This window comes from Salinimonas profundi, assembly GCF_014750655.1.
Classification (GTDB): Bacteria; Pseudomonadota; Gammaproteobacteria; order Enterobacterales; family Alteromonadaceae; genus Alteromonas; species Alteromonas profundi_A.
Window position 1 is genome coordinate 241,698 of sequence record NZ_JABBXD010000004.1, and the last position, 17,460, is coordinate 259,157.

Sequence of the window (17,460 nt, forward strand, 5' to 3'; positions counted from 1 at the left end):
TATGAACCATCCAGAAATTTACGCCGTTGTACCGGCCGCGGGAATCGGTAGCCGAATGCAGGCTGACCGGCCTAAACAATATTTGACTATCGCCGGCAAAACGATATTAGAACATACCCTTGAGACGCTCATTAGCCATCCGGATATTCATCGCGTTATCATTGCTATCAGTCCAAGCGATGAATATTTCAGCACATTACCGGTGAGCCAGGCCCAATGGCTTACCGTAGTGGCCGGCGGTCACGATCGGGCAACGTCCGTGCAAAACGGGCTTGCAGCGCTACCTGAGCAAAGTTGGGCGTTGGTCCATGATGCTGCGCGTCCATGCTTATCCCATGCTGACATTACCACCCTATTGGGTGTGATCAGTGATGATACGCAGACCGGTGGTATTCTTGCCAGCCCGGTACGCGACACCATGAAGCGCGCTACGAAAACCGGTTCCGGTGCACTAAATGTGTCTCACACAGAGTGTCGCGATAATCTGTGGCATGCACTTACCCCTCAGCTTTTTAATACCGGCGTGCTGCGCAATGCACTGGTACAGGGGATCGCTGCCGGCGCAACAATCACCGATGAGGCCTCTGCCATGGAGGCTCAGGGGCATCAGGTAAGATTAATCGAAGGCAATCCAGCCAATATAAAAATAACACGGCCTGCCGACTTACCGCTGGCCGCGTTTTATCTTTCAGAACAAGCATCCAAACAGAATAAAAGGTAGCACTATGCGAATTGGTCACGGCTATGATGTACACAAATTCGGTGGCGATGGCCCCATAGTCATTGGCGGAATGACTATCGCTCACGAACAGGGGTTATTAGCCCACTCCGATGGCGATGTGCTGCTACATGCATTATGCGATGCAATTTTAGGCGCCGCTGCGTTGGGTGATATTGGCAAACATTTTCCTGATACTGATGATGCCTACGCAGGTGCCGACAGCCGCGAGCTTCTGCGCCATGTGATGAAAGTGATTGAGGCAAAAGGCTACAAACTTGGCAATGCTGACATGACAATTGTTGCACAGGCGCCAAAAATGGCGCCGCACATTGATGCGATGCGCGAACATATTGCGCAGGATTGTCGGGTTGACGCTGATGCGATAAATGTTAAAGCAACCACCACTGAAAAGCTGGGATTTGCCGGACGCAAAGAAGGCATAGCGGCACACGCCGTGGTTCTGTTAGATAAAGTGGCCCGCTAATGAAGCTTTCAACCAGTCACTGGCATTATCTTTACGGTGAACCTACTGCCATCGCGCTTTTTAAACAGCACGCTGAAGACTTTGTCGTGGTCGAGGACCTGGGTTATCCCCTGTCCGGCGATGGTGAGCATCAGTTTATACTGGTAGAAAAGGTCAATGCGAACACGGCATTTGTTGCTGAGGCACTGGCAAAATACACCGGGCTGCCGCTTCGCAGTGTGACCTATGCGGGTCGAAAAGATAAATACGCCCTCACCCGCCAGTGGTTTGGCCTGCATGCGCCGGGCAAAGCAGACTTTGATTTCAGTGGCTTTACCTTACCCGGCGTACAGGTGCTTAGTCAGACACGTCACAATAAAAAGCTTAAAACCGGTCAGCTTAGAGGAAACCGGTTTACTATCACGCTGCGCGAAACAAAAGATAGCGATGCATTGATAGAGCGCCTGATAACTGTCAGAGATAATGGCGTGCCTAATTACTTTGGCGAGCAGCGCTTCGGCGTAGTACGTGCAGATGAAAACGGTGAACGCCAGGAAGGGGGCAATCTGATTCTTGCTGCGCGCATGGTTGAGGGTGAAACAATCCGTAACCGCAATAAGCGCTCCATGGCCTTATCTGCCCTACGCAGTCATTTATTCAATAGCCAGCTCAGCGCACGGATTGAAAAATCCTGTTTTGACCAGGTGCTACCCGGCGATGCACTGATTCTGAAAGGCTCAAACAGCTTTTTCATTAACGATGGATCGGACCACACGGTACAGCAACGCTATCAGACTAAGGATTTGAGTCCGTCTGCAGCAATGTGGGGGGCCGGAAAACAGGCCACGACTGCAGATGCTCTGGCACTTGAAAACGAGGTGGTCAGTGCGTTTCAACCGGTAGCAGACTTTCTGGCTAAGGCTGGGCTTAAGCAGGAACGTCGTAGCATAAAAATATGGCCGGAAAATCTTGAATGGGAACAGCAAGGTGATACATTTACTGTTTGCTTTTCGCTACCCAGCGGATGTTTTGCAACGTCTGTTCTTCGTGAGTGCGTTATCACTGACTAATTAATGTATAACTGACTATGGAGTCGCTATGAGAATTCTCCTGAGCAACGACGATAGTGTATTTGCCAAAGGCATAAATGTACTGTTCAACGCGCTGAATGAAAAGCATGATGTCACTGTCATCGCCCCTGACCGTAACTGCTCTGGTGCCAGCAATGCCTTATCATTGCATCAGCCACTTCGCATTCAGCAGTTGGATAACGGATTTTACTCAGTCAACGGCACGCCCTCTGACTGTGTTCATGTTGGTGTAAACAGTTTCATGGATGACGAGCCAGAGCTGGTAGTTTCGGGCATAAATCATGGCGCGAACCTGGGTGACGATGTTATTTACTCAGGCACTGTTGCTGCAGCCACTGAGGGACGTTACATGGGGCTGCCGGCCATCGCTGTATCGCTGACCAGTCATGAGGGCAACCATTTTGAAACTGCCGCGCAGGTCGTGCTCGATATAATAGATAAATTACAGCAGCATCCGCTTGAAGCTAATCAGATACTGAATGTGAACGTGCCTGATGTGCCGTATAATTCACTTAACGGCATAAAAGTCACCCGTCAGGGTCGTCGGCATCGTGCGGAAGGTATGGTAAAAACCAAAGATCCGTTTGGTCGTACAATTTTCTGGTACGGTCCGGCAGGCGCTGAGCAGGATGCTTCGGAAGGCACAGATTTTCACGCTATCGCCAATAATTACTGTTCAGTCACACCGCTGGATGTGGATATGACTGCACACAACAGCCTGGAAACTATGAAAAACTGGCTGGATAAATAACAATTATAATTAGTTTTTTCGTCAGGAAACGAATACTGCAATGAGAACGTCGAGAAAAGGGGAGACACTCGCTGAATTGCTTTACCAGGAAGGTGTAAGAAATCAGCAGGTACTTAACGCGATTGCCGCCACACCGCGCGAGTTGTTTCTACCCGATGCGCTTAAACACAAAGCTTATCAGAATACCGCCCTGCCAATAGGTCAGGGTCAGACTATTTCGCAGCCCTATATCGTTGCCCGAATGACTGAATTGCTGCTTGATGCAGCGAATCAGCCAAAGAAGGTGCTGGAGATAGGAACGGGGTCGGGGTATCAGACTGCCATTCTGGCACAATTATTCGATAACGTTTTCAGCGTTGAGCGAATAAAAAGCCTGCAATTTCAGGCCAAACGCCGGATGAATCACCTGGACTTGCATAATATTGCTATGAAACACGGTGATGGCTGGCGTGGCTGGGCATCAAAAGGTCCGTTCGATGCGATTATTGTTACCGCTGCAGCAAGCCGCATTCCTGATGATTTGCTGGCGCAGATCGAAGACGGTGGCCGGCTGATCATTCCGGTGGGTAACGAACAACAACAACTTTTATGTATCGATCGGATCGATGGTGAGCTGCAGACAAAAACGGTTGAATCTGTACGCTTCGTCCCGCTGGTCGAAGGAGATCTTCTTTGAAAATATTCCAGCCTTGTTATGACCTGGCTATTCGTTGGTCCCGCCACAAACACGCCAGTCGTTATCTGGGCGGACTAAGCTTTGCAGAATCTATGTTTTTCCCTATCCCCCCTGATGTCATGCTGGCACCCATGTCGCTTTCACAGCCTTCACGGGCATGGTATTTCGCCATGCTTACCACGCTTGCCAGCGTGCTTGGAGGTATTGCCGGATATTTGCTGGGTTACTTTGCGTTCGAGGCATGGATAGAGCCTCTGATTGTTTCAGCAGGCTATGGCGATAAAATGGCGCAAGCCACAGGTTGGTTTAAAGAATACGGTATCTGGGTCGTATTTCTTGCTGGATTTTCGCCCATCCCCTACAAAGTCTTCACGATAAGCGCCGGTGTAATGCAAATGGCGATTATCCCCTTTATTATTGCCTCAGCCATTGGTCGTGGTGCGCGCTTCTTTCTGGTTGCGGCACTAATGAAATGGGGCGGCGCAGCCATGGAAGAGAAGCTGCGACAATATATCGAAATATTAGGCTGGATCGCCGTCGGCCTGGTCATCGCTGCCTACTTTATTTTGAAAGGCTGATTCTGATGCTGAGCAGAATCTGGTGGTATCTGCTCGTTTTGTCGGGCGCGCTGTTATTAAGCAGTTGCGCTTCCGATCATACCCCTGCCCCGGTTGTTACATTAAACAGCCAGCCAGATCCTAAAGATTTTCACTATTCCGGCGATACCTATACTGTTAAATCAGGCGATACCCTGTTTGCAATTGCCTGGTACGCGAATATGGATTACCGGGACATCGCACAGTACAACGGATTGCGAGCACCTTACGATATTTATCCCGGGCAGAAACTGCGCCTGACGCAGCCCAAAACTGTTGCAAAAGCGCCCAATTATCGTACAAAAAGTAAACCAACCGTTTCTGGTCAGACCTCAGTATCGAAGCGAAAAAATACAGTTGACCGACCTAAGAAGCAGGCGTATGGTGACCGTAAAAATAATGTTAACAACCAGACGGTTAAGTCCGCCAAAAGCGTGACGCCAAGCGTCAAAAACACGTCGCGAAAACAGTTTCCAGACCGTGTTGCACAGTGGGTTTGGCCCGCATCAGGTAAGTTAATTGACACATTCAGTCGGAACGAATCCGGAAGAAAAGGTATAGGAATCTCTGGGGCCAGGGGAACAGCAATAAAAGCTGCGGCGTCAGGGAAAGTTGTCTATGCCGGAAATGGCCTGAGAGGCTACGGTAACTTAATAATTATTAAGCATACTGATAGTTTTCTAAGTGCATATGCGCACAACGATCAGATCACTGTAAAAGAACAGCAGTGGGTGAAAGCAGGGCAGACGATCGGCAGTATGGGTGATAGTGGCACGAACCTTGTAAAGCTTCACTTTGAGGTTCGTTACAGAGGCAAATCTTTGGATCCGCTTCGCTACCTTCCTCAGCGATCAAAATAACAATAAACAATAATAAGAGATACAAAGGAGAACATTTGAGGTAATTAAATTTACGCAGGAGATGCCGTCATGGGAAAAACAAAAACCCCAAAGACACAAAAGCCTCACGAAGATATCGATGAAATGGATGATATCGTCGTACAAGATGAAATGTTAGATACTAGCGATGATGACAGCAATGATGTTTTCATTACGCAGGAAGAAACCAGCAAAAACCTGGATGCCACTCAGTTATATCTGGGTGAAATAGGGTTTTCCCCACTACTTACCGCTGAAGAAGAAGTGCATTTTGCACGTCGTGCGCTAAAAGGCTGTGAAGCCTCTCGCAAGCGTATGATTGTCAGCAACTTACGCCTTGTTGTTAAAATTGCCCGTCGTTATAACAATCGTGGTCTTGCGCTGTTAGATCTGATTGAAGAAGGTAACCTGGGATTGATCCGCGCGGTCGAAAAATTCGATCCTGAACGCGGATTCAGATTCTCAACCTATGCGACATGGTGGATTCGGCAAACTATCGAACGCGCTATCATGAATCAGACCAGGACAATTCGCCTGCCTATTCATGTAGTAAAAGAACTTAACGTCTATTTGCGTGCTGCCAGAGAGTTGTCGCAAAAGCTTGACCATGAGCCTACTGCTGAGGAAATTGCAAAGGCGCTGGATAAGCCCGTAGAAGACGTAACCAAGATGCTTCGTCTGAATGAGCGAATTACGTCGGTAGACACCCCGATAGGCGGTGAAAACGATAAAGCGCTGCTGGATATTCTTGCTGATCAGCACGAATACAGTCCTGAAGAAAATCTGCAGGATTCAGACATCAAGTCGAATATTGTAAGCTGGCTTGAAGAATTAAACCCTAAACAACGTGAAGTATTGGCCAGACGCTTTGGCTTGTTGGGATACGAACCCTCAACGCTGGAAGATGTGGGCGCTGAAATTGGTCTGACGCGGGAACGGGTCCGCCAGATTCAGGTTGAAGCCTTGCGCCGCCTGCGTGAGATGCTTAGCCATCAGGGACTTTCTCTTGAAAACCTGTTTGAGCATATGGGCGAATAGTTCTTTCGCCTGCTATCCGGAATAAAAAAACCGCTTAGTGCATTCTAAGCGGTTTTTTGTTGTTTGGGTTGCAAGAGGCTTCAGGCATTACTCATTACCGGAATTGCATCCATTGGAGATATCTCTATTACCACGCGCTTTTACTGTGCAACCATCACCTGGCTGGTGCATCTTTTACCAGATTAAGCACGCTCCAACGTGACAAACCGATAATTATACGAATTTTTTTCATCCGGTGTATGCGCTTCTGAAGCGGTTTCTTTCCACTGCAACCTTGTGTAATCAGGAAATTGCGTATCGCCTTCTACATTGGCGTCAATGAATGTCAGGTACAATTTGTCAGCACGATCAAGCAAAGCACTGTAAATACTACCGCCACCGATAATCATGATCTCATCGGTAGCATCTGACAAACGCTCAGCCAATTTCAGGGCATCATCAACCGAATTGGTGATATGCGCATCATCAGGCAAAAAATCATCCTGACGTGTAATTACAATGTTCGGGCGGCCCGGCAGCGCTTTACCTATCGATTCGTAGGTTTTGCGCCCCATGACCACCGGCTTACCCATAGTAACCGACTTAAAATGACGAAGATCAGCCGGCAAATGCCAGGGCATATCATTGTCGGCGCCGATAATACGATTGGCAGCCATGGCGGCAATCATTGCTACTTTCATGCCCTGCGACCTTTACTTACGGTATTCGACTTCAACATCGTAGTCGTCTTCATCCCAGTCGTCATCGTCATCATCAACATCGGCCTCAGCCAGTGTATTCTTGTGGTATGAGTCCCATTTAAAGTTAACCTCTTCATCGGTTTCTTCTGCCACTTCTTCCACCGGCATATCTTCGATAAATTTCATCACCTCGTTACACAGCTCACTGGTATTCAGCTTCTGGAACGCAGAGATATGATAGACGCGACCATCCCATTCAAGCTCACTGGTAATTCGCTCTACCAGTTCTTCGACTTCTTCCTCAAGCAGTAAGTCTATCTTGTTAAAGACCAGCCAGCGTGGCTTTTGCGCAAGCTTAGGGCTGTACTTTTCAAGCTCCTGAGTGATAGTGCGGATATTTTCCAACGGATCGCTGCCATCTACAGGCATCAGATCCACAAGATGCAATAATACCCGACAACGCTCAAGGTGCTTGAGGAATCGAATACCCAAGCCGGCACCATCAGCCGCACCTTCAATCAAACCGGGGATATCTGCAATAACAAAACTGCGTTGCGCATGCTGTCTTACCACTCCCAGGTTTGGCACCAGTGTCGTAAACGGGTAATCAGCCACTTTAGGTTTTGCTGCAGAAACTGAGCGAATGAAAGTAGATTTACCGGCATTCGGCATACCCAACAAGCCCACATCAGCAAGCAGCATGAGTTCGAGTTTCAGATTACGAATTTCGCCAGGAGTACCATTGGTTTTTTGTCGTGGTGCCCGGTTTACGCTGCTTTTAAAGCGCGCGTTCCCCAAGCCATGAAAACCACCCTGAGCAACTTTAAGTTTCTGACCATGGCGGGTCAAATCACCTAGCGTTTCGCCGGTTTCAGTATCGGATGCGCGCGTGCCGACCGGGACTTTCAGCGTCAGATCAGACCCTTTACGACCAATACAATTGCTGCCCTGACCATTCTGACCACGTTCAGCACGATGAAAGCGTTCAAACTGATAATCAATCAGCGTATTCAGGTTTTCATCTGCTTCCAGATAGACATTGCCACCATCACCGCCGTCACCACCATCCGGGCCGCCTTTAGGGACATATTTTTCACGTCGAAAGCCAACTACGCCGTTGCCGCCATCGCCAGCTTCAACACGAATTTCAGCTTCATCAACAAATTTCATTTATAACTCCGGATGTTTCCAGTTTTGCCTGTGAGACAGGTTACCTGTGATGCTTTGATCAGTCTGTGAATACTAAGTTTACACTAATGCCTGGCATGCATCACGATATTGACAGGATTTGATACACAACGGGGAAGAGAAGAAACAAAAAACCCCGCTAGCGCGGGGTTTTTTCAAAGCTTTTTAAGCAAAAAGCGTTTGCGCTTATTCTGCTACAATGCTTACGAACTTACGGTTCTTAGGACCTTTAACGTCAAACTGAACCTTGCCGTCTTGCAGTGCAAACAATGTATGGTCTTTACCGATACCGATGCCGTCGCCTGCGTGGAAACGAGTACCACGTTGTCTAACGATGATGTTACCAGCAAGAACAGATTCACCACCAAAGCGTTTAACACCAAGGCGTTTACTTATGGAATCGCGACCGTTTTTAGTACTACCACCAGCTTTTTTGTGTGCCATGTGTTCGTGCTCCTCTTATGCGTTGATACCAGTGATTTTCACTTCTGTGAACCACTGACGGTGACCCGCTTGCTGACGGGAATGCTTACGACGACGGAACTTGACGATTTTGATCTTCTCGCCACGACCGTGTTGTACAACTTCAGCAGTAATTTTACCACCAGCAACTAAAGGGGTGCCGATCTTAACGTCGTCACCGTTACTAACCATCAATACGTTATCGAATTCAACAGTCTCGCCTGGCGCGACTTCGATCTTCTCTAGACGAACGGTCTGGCCTTCAGCCACACGGTGCTGTTTACCGCCACTTTGGAAAACCGCGTACATATTCTACTCCGCTCTGCGTCACTTGACGCTTCAATTCAAAAAACAGGGCGCGAATGATACGTGAAACATGCTTTAACCACAACCCCACATCGCATAAAATTTGGTTATTTTTCACACCGGGGTCATGTAGACGTACAATTCACAGTTCTGGCGCGCGAATTTAGCACAAAATCAGTGCTTTGTGCAGCGTTAATTCACTTATCAGCGGCGGCGAAACAGCATTATATTTTTTTGATCGGTAAATGATCGCTCAACGATCCCTGTCAATTCTGGCTGATTAAACAACATATATGAAAAGCACCAGTTCGATGTTTTCATCATCTCAACGCCTTAAAAACAGCATGATTTTCATCGATTCCATACACAGCAAACCGCGAAGTCGATTATCCGCAGCTTTTTAAGACAATCTGGTGGCAGTGTCGTGCGATTAAGGTACAATCGGCTGCAAACCCAAATACCTGTCTTTATTTTTTGCCGATGCATATGGACTTAGAGCAAATCCGGGCGCTGACTGCTGATGATATGAAGGCGGTCAATCAGCTGATACAACAACAAGTCGATTCTGATGTTTCACTGATTAACCAGCTTGGTTTTTACATTGTAAACAGCGGGGGTAAACGCCTTCGTCCGCTTCTGAGCGTGCTTGCTGCGCGCGCTATGAATATACAGAGCAACGACCATCATACGCTGGCAGCGATCATCGAATTTATTCACACTGCAACGTTATTGCACGACGATGTTGTTGATGAATCCACACTGCGTCGTGGCCGTGAAACGGCGAATGCGATTTTCGGCAATCAGGCCAGTGTACTGGTAGGTGATTTTTTATACACCCGGTCCTTTCAGATGATGGTCAGCCTCAAGCGAATGCGCGTCATGGAGATCCTGTCTGAAGCGACAAACCAGATTGCTGAAGGGGAAGTGTTGCAGCTGATGAATTGCAACGACCCCAATACCTCAGAAAAGCGGTACTTTGATGTCATTTACGGCAAAACGGCGCGCCTGTTTGAGGCGGCCACCCAGCTATCCGCCATTCTCACCGACCAGTCGCAGGAAATGGAACGTGCCATGCAGGATTATGGCAAGCATCTGGGTACGGCATTTCAACTGGCTGACGACATTCTTGATTACGCAGCAGACGCTGAAGAAATGGGTAAAAATGTGGGTGACGACCTGGCTGAAGGTAAGCCCACGCTGCCGTTGCTGTATGCCATGTGGAATGCACCCAGCTCACAGGACAGTGAACTGATTAAAGAGGCCATTGAAAAGGCTAATGGCTTACCTCAACTGTCGCGCATCCAGCAAATTATGGGGCAAACCGGCGCGCTGACCTATACTCAGGATTGCGCCATGAAGGAAATGCAGCTTGCTATAGACAGTCTCGCCCCGGTACCGGACTCCCCGTATAAAGAGGCCCTGATTGGGCTGGCGCATCTGTCGGTCGCCCGTACAAAGTAGCATCCTCACAGGCAAGGTGGATTGTCAGCCTTGCCTGTCACCGGTTTCTCGCTCGCACGCGCTTGTATTCGGTTAGGCAGCCCCGCCTTCCAGCATATAACCAACCATGCCGATCAAAAAGCCAATAATTGCCCCTAGCGGGGGCAGCCAGGAATTTTGCATTCTGACCTGCGGTGCAATGTCCTGAAACACCGAATACAGTATTCCACCCGCCGCAAATAGCATGATACCGCCTACTAGCGTGGAAAAGTCGGCAAGAAAAAAATAGCCGACCAAGGCCATCACCGGCCCCAGCATGGCAAGCAGCGTAAACTTTAAAATCAGGGACCTGGGTGAGCGGGACCCGGCTTCGCGCATTTCGCGAAACGCATTAAACCCTTCAGGCAGATTCTGAACCGTAATAAGCACGCCAATAAGCAGCGTGCTACCACCCAGGGCTGCAGCTGTTCCCAACGCAATTGACTCTGGAATAAAATCGCTGAGCATAGCAGCCAGTTGACTGACAGGGGTCTGGTTGGCTGCCAGATAACGATCCAGGGCCATAAAGCTCAGTGCGCCCCCCAGCAAACAGGCAGCGGCGGGTAAGGTCGATAATTCCCTGGTGCCTTCAGGCACCAGCACCAGCGCTACGGCAGAGACAAGAGCACCACCACCGAGCGCCATGACACCGTGGCGGAATTCTTCTTCAAGCCAGCGCGGCTGGAGATTTTCTATTTTTGCCAGTAAGGCGCCGGCAGGCATTGCCATCCCCGCCACTGTCGCAATAAGAATCAGATAGACAACATGTGCGTCGGGTGATGGCAAAACGAGGGCTCCTTACAAATCAAGATCCCGGGTCATATTTTCGTTCTTATCCCGGTGAACAATAATATTATCTTCAATACGAATACCGCCATAAGGACGATATAAATCCACGGTATCCCAGTTAATATATTTAGACGCCTCGGTAGATTTGAGATCAGCCAGCAGGCTATCGATAAAGTACAGACCGGGCTCAATGGTAAAGACCTGGCGTGGTTCAACCATGCGCGTACAACGCAGGAACGGATGATCATCGGGAGATGGCTTTGGTGTGCCGCGATCGTCATTAAACTGCCCTCCCACATCATGAACCTGCAATCCAAGGAAGTGACCGATACCGTGGGGGAAGAAGGTGCGGGTTATGCCCTGCTCTACGATATCCTGAGGCTGCAGATTGACTAGCCCGACATCATGCAGAATCTGTGCAATACCATCATGGGCCAGCAGATGTATATCGGTATAACCGACGTTCGGTTTCAGTGCCTCGCCCAGTGTAACGGTCACTTTATCGACCCGTTCAATCAGCTCCGCAAAGCGGTCGTTTTCGCGGCTGTACGTACGGGTGATATCAGCGGCATAACCATGAAAGTTTGCACCTGCATCAATTAAAAACGAGCGGTTATAGGCCGGTGCATCGATATCACACTGCATGTAATGCAAAATGGCAGCATGCTCATTTAAGGCAACAATGCTGTTGTAGGGAACATCGTTGTCACCCTGACGACTGGCCTGCGCGTAAGCAAGATTAATATCAAACTCGCTTTTTCCTTCGTGAAACGCAGCGGCAGCGGCTTTGTGTCCCGCCACGGCGAGCTTGTTGGCTTCACGCATGCAATCCAGTTCATAATCTGTTTTATAGGCGCGCTGATAGTGCAGATAGTGCAGTACGCGATCCGGGTTAACATTTTCAAAGCCCAGAGCTTTAGCCACCTCAATATACTCGCCAATATAGGCAAAACGTGGTTTATCGTAGGGTAGATGCTTTTCTACGGCATCGGCCTGTTGCAACATCACCAAATCAAAGTGTTCAGTCCAGAAGTCGTTTGGCTCAGGCGGCACTTTATGCCAGAAATCCACCGGACGGTAAAAAATCAGTTTGGGCTTGGATTTACCATCAACCACCAGCCAGCAGTTCGGGTTATCCACGACCGGTACCCATGCCTTAAACTGTGGATTAACCTTAAAAGGATAATGGTTGTCGTCCAGAAACAGTCGCTTCCCCTGACCAGAATGAATCACCAGACCATCTAATCCTTCTCGTTGCAGCGCCTCTGCCGTTCGCTGCTGCAATGTTTCAACGTGTGCCTTGTAGGTGGATTCAAAATTCGCCATAAAACCTCTTTGAATTGGTCTGAAAAAGGGATGTGTAACGCCTACTGTAACATTCACAGCAGGATTACTGCCAGTAATTGGGCGTGAGCCGTCTGCAACATACCGGTAAAACGACCTTCACCATTAGACTAAACTTGCCGGTTTATACAACACATCTTCAGCACTTTTGGCTATAGTTAACTCGCAGGTCGAATTCAGCCACCAGCAATCAGGCAGGACAGATGATGGAAATACAGGTTTCTTGGGGCATTGATGATGATGTCGATACGTTAGTCGACAGCGTTGTAAGCGCATTATCTTCAGTAGCCACCGCCAGCATGGCGGTGGCTTATTTTAATTGCAGGCATGATGCGGCGCACATCCGGACAGTGTTATCTGAACGTCTGCCCTGCCCGTTTATGCTGGCATCATCGTCCAACGGTGTGCTGGCTAGCACCCCGCAAGGCGCCACTGCCCGCGCCGATCTCGCCATTATGCTGTTCCATGACAAGACCGGAAACTACGGCTGTGCCAGTTTGCCGGTTAGTGAAGGCACAGCCCGGCTGGATGCCCAACTTGCTTTACAGCATGCGTTAACTGAAAGTGGTGCCCAGTATGAGGCCCCGTCACTGATTTATTGTATTTTTCCGTCGGGCAAGGAAGAAACGCTGTTGAAGGGCCTTGCCGATGAAGTGGGCGATAAAATACCGGTATTCGGTGGAACCATGGCTGACAATGAAGTAGCCGGCGCCTGGTATACCGGCGCGCATCAGGGCGGCTCTGATCATCACATTACCGTGGCAACGATGTTTCCCGGCACGCCCATTGGTGTTAGCTATAGCTCGGGTTACCGGCCTGGCCCCCATGTTTGCACGGTGACCAAAGCCACCGGACGTATTATTGAAACTCTGGATAATGAACCGGCAGCACTGGTTTATAACCGACTCACCGGTGGGCAGATAGAAACCGCAATGTCCGGCGGGTCGATTCTTGCTATGACCACCCTGCACCCGTTCGGCCGCAAAATCAGTCACAGCGGTGGCATTGCTGAATATTTGCTGAGTCACCCGGACACCGTTACTTCTGAACAGGGCCTGTCGGTGTTTTCTGACATTGAACAGGGCGCCGAACTGGTCGTGATGGAAGGCAGTGAAGACAGTCTGATTGCGCGGGCCGAAAAAGTGATAGAAAACGCGATTTCCCTGCTGCCCCAGGATGCGACACCTGCCGGCGTATTACTGGTGTATTGCGCAGGCTGTATGTTTACTATCGAAAGCCAGTTGACCCGTATGCTGGATACGCTCTCCACACGGTTTACTCACATCCCCATCCTTGGCGTGTATACATTTGGTGAACAGGGCCACTTTCTGGATGGTTATAACCGGCATGGCAATTTGATGATCTCTGCGGTGGCGTTCAGTCAATGAGTGATAAGTACGAAGAAGTTGTTGAAAATCTGAATCTGGTGTACCGCCTGAAAGAACAGGCACAGGCGCTGCATAATCAATCTGAACTGATGTTACGTGGTGTCAGAGCAGTGTTAGACGCTGATCATCCTGAGGCGCTATATCAGCGTATGTTTGCAAACTTCAGTCAGATTATTCCACACACCACGTGCCTTATTCTTGAGCCTTGTAGTGCGACACACTTGCGCTGTAGCTTCTCGACACTGGCCGAGATTGTTGATCAGCAGTGGGAAATTGGCGAAATGCTGAGTAAGGTTATCGGGGGCAAAACACTGGCAATGTACAACGTTGCCCGCCACCCATCGTGGCACGATGTGCCGCTGGCCAAAGATACACGCATCAAAAGCCTGCTGATGAGCCCCTTCATCGTTAAGGATGAACTCAGTGTCATTGTTTTTGCTCATGAAGAACTTGGATTTTATACCGACGAACATGTGCAGATTGCCAAACGCTATCGAGAATTTACCGAACAGACACTGTTAAGCGTCAATGCACGACTACTCGCCATGGCATCTGAACAGCTGAAAAAAGAAAAAGAGCAGGTTGAGCAATCGCTGATCGCTTCAGAAAAGCTGGCCTCTGTCGGCTTACTGGCAGCAGGCATCGCACATGAGATAAACAATCCGGTTGGCTTTGTGGCCAGTAATATCGATTATCTTAAAACCTCCGTGCCCACCCTTATTGAATTTTGTAAAACGCTGGAGCGTACCTTCGAAAAAGGGGCGCAGGCTGATCTTGCTGACCTGCAGGCACGCTATGAACAAGACCAGATTCCTCAGTTGCTGGATGATATCTGCGATATCTGTGAAGAGTCAGAAGAAGGCCTTATCCGGGTGGCGAATATCACCACCAGCCTGAAAAGTTTTACCCGGACAGATGTCGGTGACCAGGATCGCTTTTGTGTTAATCAGGCAATTGAAGATACACTGCCGCTGGTGAATCCGGAGCTGAAGCATCATGTGAATATTGAACTTCTGCTGGGTGAAGTACCGCCGGTGGCTGGCAGTGCCAGGAAGTTGAGTCAGGTACTTATCAATCTGATGATGAACGCCGGACAAGCAATCAGCGGACAGGGCGTGATTCACATCAGAACAAGGCGCATTAACAGCGTCCTTCCTGCCCCGGGCGGTCTCAGCGACCAGGTTATCATCAGTGTTGAGGATAACGGGCCGGGTATGTCTAAGCAGGTGCGAGAGCAGATTTTCCAGCCATTTTATACCACCAAACCGCCCGGCCAGGGTACCGGGCTGGGTTTGTACATTTCAATGAATATCATTGAGGCTATGGGCGGCCATATCAGTGTAGAGAGTGAAGAAAACCGGGGCACCGTATTTACGATACGGCTACCGGTTGCACCTGACTAAATAAGTATCAATCCGGCGCCAATTGCATCGCCTGACGGCGTGAATCCATTCGCTCGGCAGAAGGAATGGCGCTTTCCGCCAGTTGCTGGAAAAGCGCGCTGGGCGCGCCCAGCTGATGCTCATATATATAGCGATATGCCATTACCGCTTTCACATAATGCCGGGTTTCTTTGTAAGGAATATTTTCAATCCAGATATCCGTTTCCATCGCGGTCGTTTCCGGCAGCCACTCCAGCACCTTTCGCCAGCCGGCATTATACGAGGCCGAAATCAATACCGGATTGTCTCCCAGTTTATCTCCCAGATAACGCAGATACTGTACGCCATATTGCAGATTATTTGCCGGTTCAAATAAGGCGGTACGATTCAGCGTCGGTATATTGCTTTGCCGACTCGCATCGGCGTTACGCTGGGCCAGATACCGGGCGGTACCAGGCATAAGTTGCATAAGCCCGGCTGCGCCTGCCGGCGACACCGCATCAGCCCTGAAGGAGCTTTCCCGACGGGCAATGGCCATGGCAAATGCCGGTTGAACGTTATACGTTTCTCCTACCGAGGTAAATTCGTTGGCATAGGCCAGCGGAAAACGCTTTTCAATATCATTAAGATACCCGCTGCGCGAGAAACTGATGATGGATTGATCGTACCATCCCCACTCACTGGCCAGCAGCGCCGCATCTTTTACGTTAGCGGTATCAATATGGGTAAGCAGATAATACCACTCACGGCGGGCTTCCAGTTGACGCCCCATTTGTAAAAACTCGTAAGCACGTTGCGCACTGGGCAAGGTGGCTACCGTCTGCATGGCTTTGGCGTCGTGTGGCGCAGGTTTGTGCAACAGCGCAGGTTTCTGCCCCACCTTGGCACTGGCCAGAAAACCATAGTAATGGCGCTGACCAGCTAAATCGTTATACAGCTCATCAGCCTGTTCGTGATAGCCCTGAGCTTCTAATGCCCGGGCCTGCCAGTACATAAAGTTATCATCACGACGCATACTCTGCGGCGCTGTATTGATCAGTGCTAACACATCCCCCCATTTACGCTGGCGCAGCAGATAGGATAAGTGCCAGCGCTTCACATCTTCTTTTGCACCTTTAACATCGGCAAGGCGCAGCCATTCACCGGCATCCGGTGTATTATCAATGGCTTTACTCAGTGCAATCACACGATGAATTGCCATCAGCTCCTCATCGCTGAAGACTTTTTTCTGTGAATAATGGTTATAGGCTTTTACCGCTTTGTCACTGTCCTGCCAGGCAAGACGCTTGAGCCCGTAAACCACCATGGGCTGTTCATACTCAGGATGGGTGAAGCCAAAACGGTTAAATGACAGTATGTGCGCAGGATTATTGCGCACCGACAACCAGCGGTCAGCCAGATGCTGTACCGAAGCGGGCAGCTTACGTTTTAAATAAGGCACCAGGCGGGGATTACCACTGGTCGCGGCTTTTTCAATCCGGCCCATGATCATCTTTTCCGTCATCATGCCGGCCTGTTGCCACTGACGAAATACCGGATCGCATTCGTCAGGCTGTGACTGCCCGTTAAGCCAGATAGGCTCAACCTTGCTAAGCCAGTAGCGCGGATTGCGGGCATCTTTTAACTGATATTGCAGGTACTGACAGGTGATGGTGGCACCCAACCCATCCCGGTAATTGGCTAAGAATGCTGAACGTGCGCCTTTCTCGGCCAGATAGCGTAGCCAGGAGGCACGCATACCATAGCTGGCCGGACGCCCATCGTAGCGCGATAAGAATTGCTCAATCTCATCACGGTGGACAAGATCCATCTGCCGGTATAAGCGCTGCCGTTCAAGATACGGATACAGCGGATAGCCCTTCAGGTGAGCATATTGCTGCTTCAGGCCATCCAGTGAGGCATAGGAAACGGAACGAAGCTTTTCTTCAAAAAACTCGTACTGCTCGCGCTTTGCTGACTGGCCGGCATCCGGCAAAATGCTGGTCGCACTGGCGCTACCGGTACCCAGACAAAATAAGATAAACGACAGTGACCAATTGCCTGTGCGCCTGCTTTGAAGAAAAGAAAAAGAAAAGAGTTTGCTTAACTGCATGATGCCATCCCGTAAGAACGCCTGCTACCTGACCTGCCTTCTGCTATAGCAATCCAACATCAGGGGATTAAGGGCAAAGTGTTGCACAAATATTCTGCAAGTATGAACAAGTATAGACAAAGAAAATAGTGTTTCT

At 49.5% G+C, this 17,460-nt stretch carries 18 protein-coding genes; 11 read left to right on the plus strand and 7 right to left on the minus strand.

The window, feature by feature from the left end; translation table 11 throughout:
* Window position 1: 1 nt before the first annotated feature.
* From ispD to rpoS, 8 genes are all read left to right on the plus strand, one after another.
* Window positions 2-721, plus strand: a complete 720-nt coding sequence (gene ispD, locus HHX48_RS09925) for a 2-C-methyl-D-erythritol 4-phosphate cytidylyltransferase (protein ID WP_191024660.1) — start codon at window positions 2-4, stop codon at window positions 719-721.
* A 4-nt stretch (window positions 722-725) separates the two neighbouring features.
* Window positions 726-1,205: a 2-C-methyl-D-erythritol 2,4-cyclodiphosphate synthase gene (ispF, locus tag HHX48_RS09930; protein WP_139757387.1), complete on the plus strand. Its 480-nt coding sequence runs from the start codon at window positions 726-728 to the stop codon at window positions 1,203-1,205.
* Window positions 1,205-2,254 carry a tRNA pseudouridine(13) synthase TruD gene (gene truD, locus HHX48_RS09935; protein ID WP_191024661.1) on the plus strand — a complete coding sequence of 350 codons (1,050 nt, stop codon included), beginning with the start codon at window positions 1,205-1,207 and terminating at the stop codon, window positions 2,252-2,254. Before ispF ends, truD begins: the two co-directional genes overlap by 1 nt.
* A gap of 28 nt (window positions 2,255-2,282) precedes the next feature.
* Window positions 2,283-3,026, plus strand: a complete 744-nt coding sequence (surE, locus tag HHX48_RS09940) for a 5'/3'-nucleotidase SurE (RefSeq protein ID WP_191024663.1) — start codon at window positions 2,283-2,285, stop codon at window positions 3,024-3,026.
* A 40-nt stretch (window positions 3,027-3,066) separates the two neighbouring features.
* Window positions 3,067-3,702 (plus strand): protein-L-isoaspartate(D-aspartate) O-methyltransferase, encoded by a 636-nt coding sequence (locus HHX48_RS09945; protein ID WP_191024665.1) that lies wholly within the window; start codon window positions 3,067-3,069, stop codon window positions 3,700-3,702.
* Window positions 3,699-4,280 (plus strand): YqaA family protein, encoded by a 582-nt coding sequence (locus tag HHX48_RS09950; RefSeq protein ID WP_139757391.1) that lies wholly within the window; start codon window positions 3,699-3,701, stop codon window positions 4,278-4,280. Before HHX48_RS09945 ends, HHX48_RS09950 begins: the two co-directional genes overlap by 4 nt.
* 5 nt (window positions 4,281-4,285) lie before the next feature.
* On the plus strand, window positions 4,286-5,158 hold the full coding sequence (locus tag HHX48_RS09955; RefSeq protein WP_191024667.1) for a peptidoglycan DD-metalloendopeptidase family protein: 873 nt from the start codon (window positions 4,286-4,288) through the stop codon (window positions 5,156-5,158).
* A gap of 69 nt (window positions 5,159-5,227) precedes the next feature.
* The gene (gene rpoS / locus HHX48_RS09960; RefSeq protein WP_191024669.1) at window positions 5,228-6,214 is read left to right on the plus strand and encodes an RNA polymerase sigma factor RpoS; all 987 of its coding nucleotides are present in this window, start codon (window positions 5,228-5,230) and stop codon (window positions 6,212-6,214) included.
* A 182-nt stretch (window positions 6,215-6,396) separates the two neighbouring features.
* On the opposite strand, the gene folA is transcribed toward rpoS, so the two are convergent.
* The 4 genes from folA to rplU all read right to left on the minus strand — a co-directional run bounded on the left by folA (window position 6,397) and on the right by rplU (window position 8,853).
* A complete protein-coding gene (gene folA, locus HHX48_RS09965) occupies window positions 6,397-6,882 on the minus strand; it encodes a type 3 dihydrofolate reductase (RefSeq protein ID WP_191024729.1) in 486 nt (161 codons plus the stop codon).
* 24 nt (window positions 6,883-6,906) lie between these two features.
* The gene (gene cgtA / locus HHX48_RS09970) at window positions 6,907-8,064 is read right to left on the minus strand and encodes an Obg family GTPase CgtA (protein WP_191024671.1); all 1,158 of its coding nucleotides are present in this window, start codon (window positions 8,062-8,064) and stop codon (window positions 6,907-6,909) included.
* Between the two features lie 204 nt (window positions 8,065-8,268).
* Window positions 8,269-8,526: a 50S ribosomal protein L27 gene (gene rpmA / locus HHX48_RS09975; protein WP_139757395.1), complete on the minus strand. Its 258-nt coding sequence runs from the start codon at window positions 8,524-8,526 to the stop codon at window positions 8,269-8,271.
* 15 nt (window positions 8,527-8,541) lie between these two features.
* Window positions 8,542-8,853 carry a 50S ribosomal protein L21 gene (rplU, locus tag HHX48_RS09980; protein WP_018982928.1) on the minus strand — a complete coding sequence of 104 codons (312 nt, stop codon included), beginning with the start codon at window positions 8,851-8,853 and terminating at the stop codon, window positions 8,542-8,544.
* 483 nt (window positions 8,854-9,336) lie between these two features.
* On the opposite strand from rplU, the gene ispB reads away from it, so the two are divergent.
* Window positions 9,337-10,311 (plus strand): octaprenyl diphosphate synthase, encoded by a 975-nt coding sequence (gene ispB, locus HHX48_RS09985; RefSeq protein WP_191024673.1) that lies wholly within the window; start codon window positions 9,337-9,339, stop codon window positions 10,309-10,311.
* Window positions 10,312-10,383: 72 nt separating this feature from the next.
* On the opposite strand, the gene HHX48_RS09990 is transcribed toward ispB, so the two are convergent.
* Together HHX48_RS09990 and pepQ are read right to left on the minus strand one after the other, a co-directional pair.
* A complete protein-coding gene (locus HHX48_RS09990; RefSeq protein WP_191024730.1) occupies window positions 10,384-11,058 on the minus strand; it encodes a ZIP family metal transporter in 675 nt (224 codons plus the stop codon).
* A gap of 69 nt (window positions 11,059-11,127) precedes the next feature.
* On the minus strand, window positions 11,128-12,444 hold the full coding sequence (gene pepQ / locus HHX48_RS09995) for a Xaa-Pro dipeptidase (protein ID WP_191024675.1): 1,317 nt from the start codon (window positions 12,442-12,444) through the stop codon (window positions 11,128-11,130).
* A gap of 221 nt (window positions 12,445-12,665) precedes the next feature.
* Here pepQ and HHX48_RS10000 point away from each other — a divergent pair, with 221 nt between their 5' ends.
* Entirely contained in the window at window positions 12,666-13,850 is a 1,185-nt protein-coding gene (locus tag HHX48_RS10000; RefSeq protein ID WP_191024677.1) for an FIST signal transduction protein, read from the plus strand.
* Window positions 13,847-15,253: a sensor histidine kinase gene (locus tag HHX48_RS10005; RefSeq protein WP_191024679.1), complete on the plus strand. Its 1,407-nt coding sequence runs from the start codon at window positions 13,847-13,849 to the stop codon at window positions 15,251-15,253. Before HHX48_RS10000 ends, HHX48_RS10005 begins: the two co-directional genes overlap by 4 nt.
* A gap of 7 nt (window positions 15,254-15,260) precedes the next feature.
* Here the strand turns inward: HHX48_RS10005 and HHX48_RS10010 are convergent, their stop codons facing one another.
* Entirely contained in the window at window positions 15,261-17,324 is a 2,064-nt protein-coding gene (locus tag HHX48_RS10010) for a transglycosylase SLT domain-containing protein (protein ID WP_191024681.1), read from the minus strand.
* Between the last annotated feature and the right edge of the window lie 136 nt (window positions 17,325-17,460).

What these genes read in the sequence shown, in the direction of transcription:
- ispD (WP_191024660.1), top strand. Translation starts at nt 2, where the DNA reads ATGAACCATCCAGAAATTTACGCCGTTGTACCGGCCGCGGGAATCGGT.
- ispF (WP_139757387.1), top strand. Translation starts at nt 726, where the DNA reads ATGCGAATTGGTCACGGCTATGATGTACACAAATTCGGTGGCGATGGC.
- truD (WP_191024661.1), top strand. Translation starts at nt 1,205, where the DNA reads ATGAAGCTTTCAACCAGTCACTGGCATTATCTTTACGGTGAACCTACT.
- surE (WP_191024663.1), top strand. Translation starts at nt 2,283, where the DNA reads ATGAGAATTCTCCTGAGCAACGACGATAGTGTATTTGCCAAAGGCATA.
- HHX48_RS09945 (WP_191024665.1), top strand. Translation starts at nt 3,067, where the DNA reads ATGAGAACGTCGAGAAAAGGGGAGACACTCGCTGAATTGCTTTACCAG.
- HHX48_RS09955 (WP_191024667.1), top strand. Translation starts at nt 4,286, where the DNA reads ATGCTGAGCAGAATCTGGTGGTATCTGCTCGTTTTGTCGGGCGCGCTG.
- rpoS (WP_191024669.1), top strand. Translation starts at nt 5,228, where the DNA reads ATGGGAAAAACAAAAACCCCAAAGACACAAAAGCCTCACGAAGATATC.
- folA (WP_191024729.1), bottom strand. Translation starts at nt 6,882, where the DNA reads ATGATTGCCGCCATGGCTGCCAATCGTATTATCGGCGCCGACAATGAT.
- cgtA (WP_191024671.1), bottom strand. Translation starts at nt 8,064, where the DNA reads ATGAAATTTGTTGATGAAGCTGAAATTCGTGTTGAAGCTGGCGATGGC.
- rpmA (WP_139757395.1), bottom strand. Translation starts at nt 8,526, where the DNA reads ATGGCACACAAAAAAGCTGGTGGTAGTACTAAAAACGGTCGCGATTCC.
- rplU (WP_018982928.1), bottom strand. Translation starts at nt 8,853, where the DNA reads ATGTACGCGGTTTTCCAAAGTGGCGGTAAACAGCACCGTGTGGCTGAA.
- ispB (WP_191024673.1), top strand. Translation starts at nt 9,337, where the DNA reads ATGGACTTAGAGCAAATCCGGGCGCTGACTGCTGATGATATGAAGGCG.
- HHX48_RS09990 (WP_191024730.1), bottom strand. Translation starts at nt 11,058, where the DNA reads ATGGCAATGCCTGCCGGCGCCTTACTGGCAAAAATAGAAAATCTCCAG.
- pepQ (WP_191024675.1), bottom strand. Translation starts at nt 12,444, where the DNA reads ATGGCGAATTTTGAATCCACCTACAAGGCACACGTTGAAACATTGCAG.
- HHX48_RS10000 (WP_191024677.1), top strand. Translation starts at nt 12,666, where the DNA reads ATGATGGAAATACAGGTTTCTTGGGGCATTGATGATGATGTCGATACG.
- HHX48_RS10005 (WP_191024679.1), top strand. Translation starts at nt 13,847, where the DNA reads ATGAGTGATAAGTACGAAGAAGTTGTTGAAAATCTGAATCTGGTGTAC.
- HHX48_RS10010 (WP_191024681.1), bottom strand. Translation starts at nt 17,324, where the DNA reads ATGCAGTTAAGCAAACTCTTTTCTTTTTCTTTTCTTCAAAGCAGGCGC.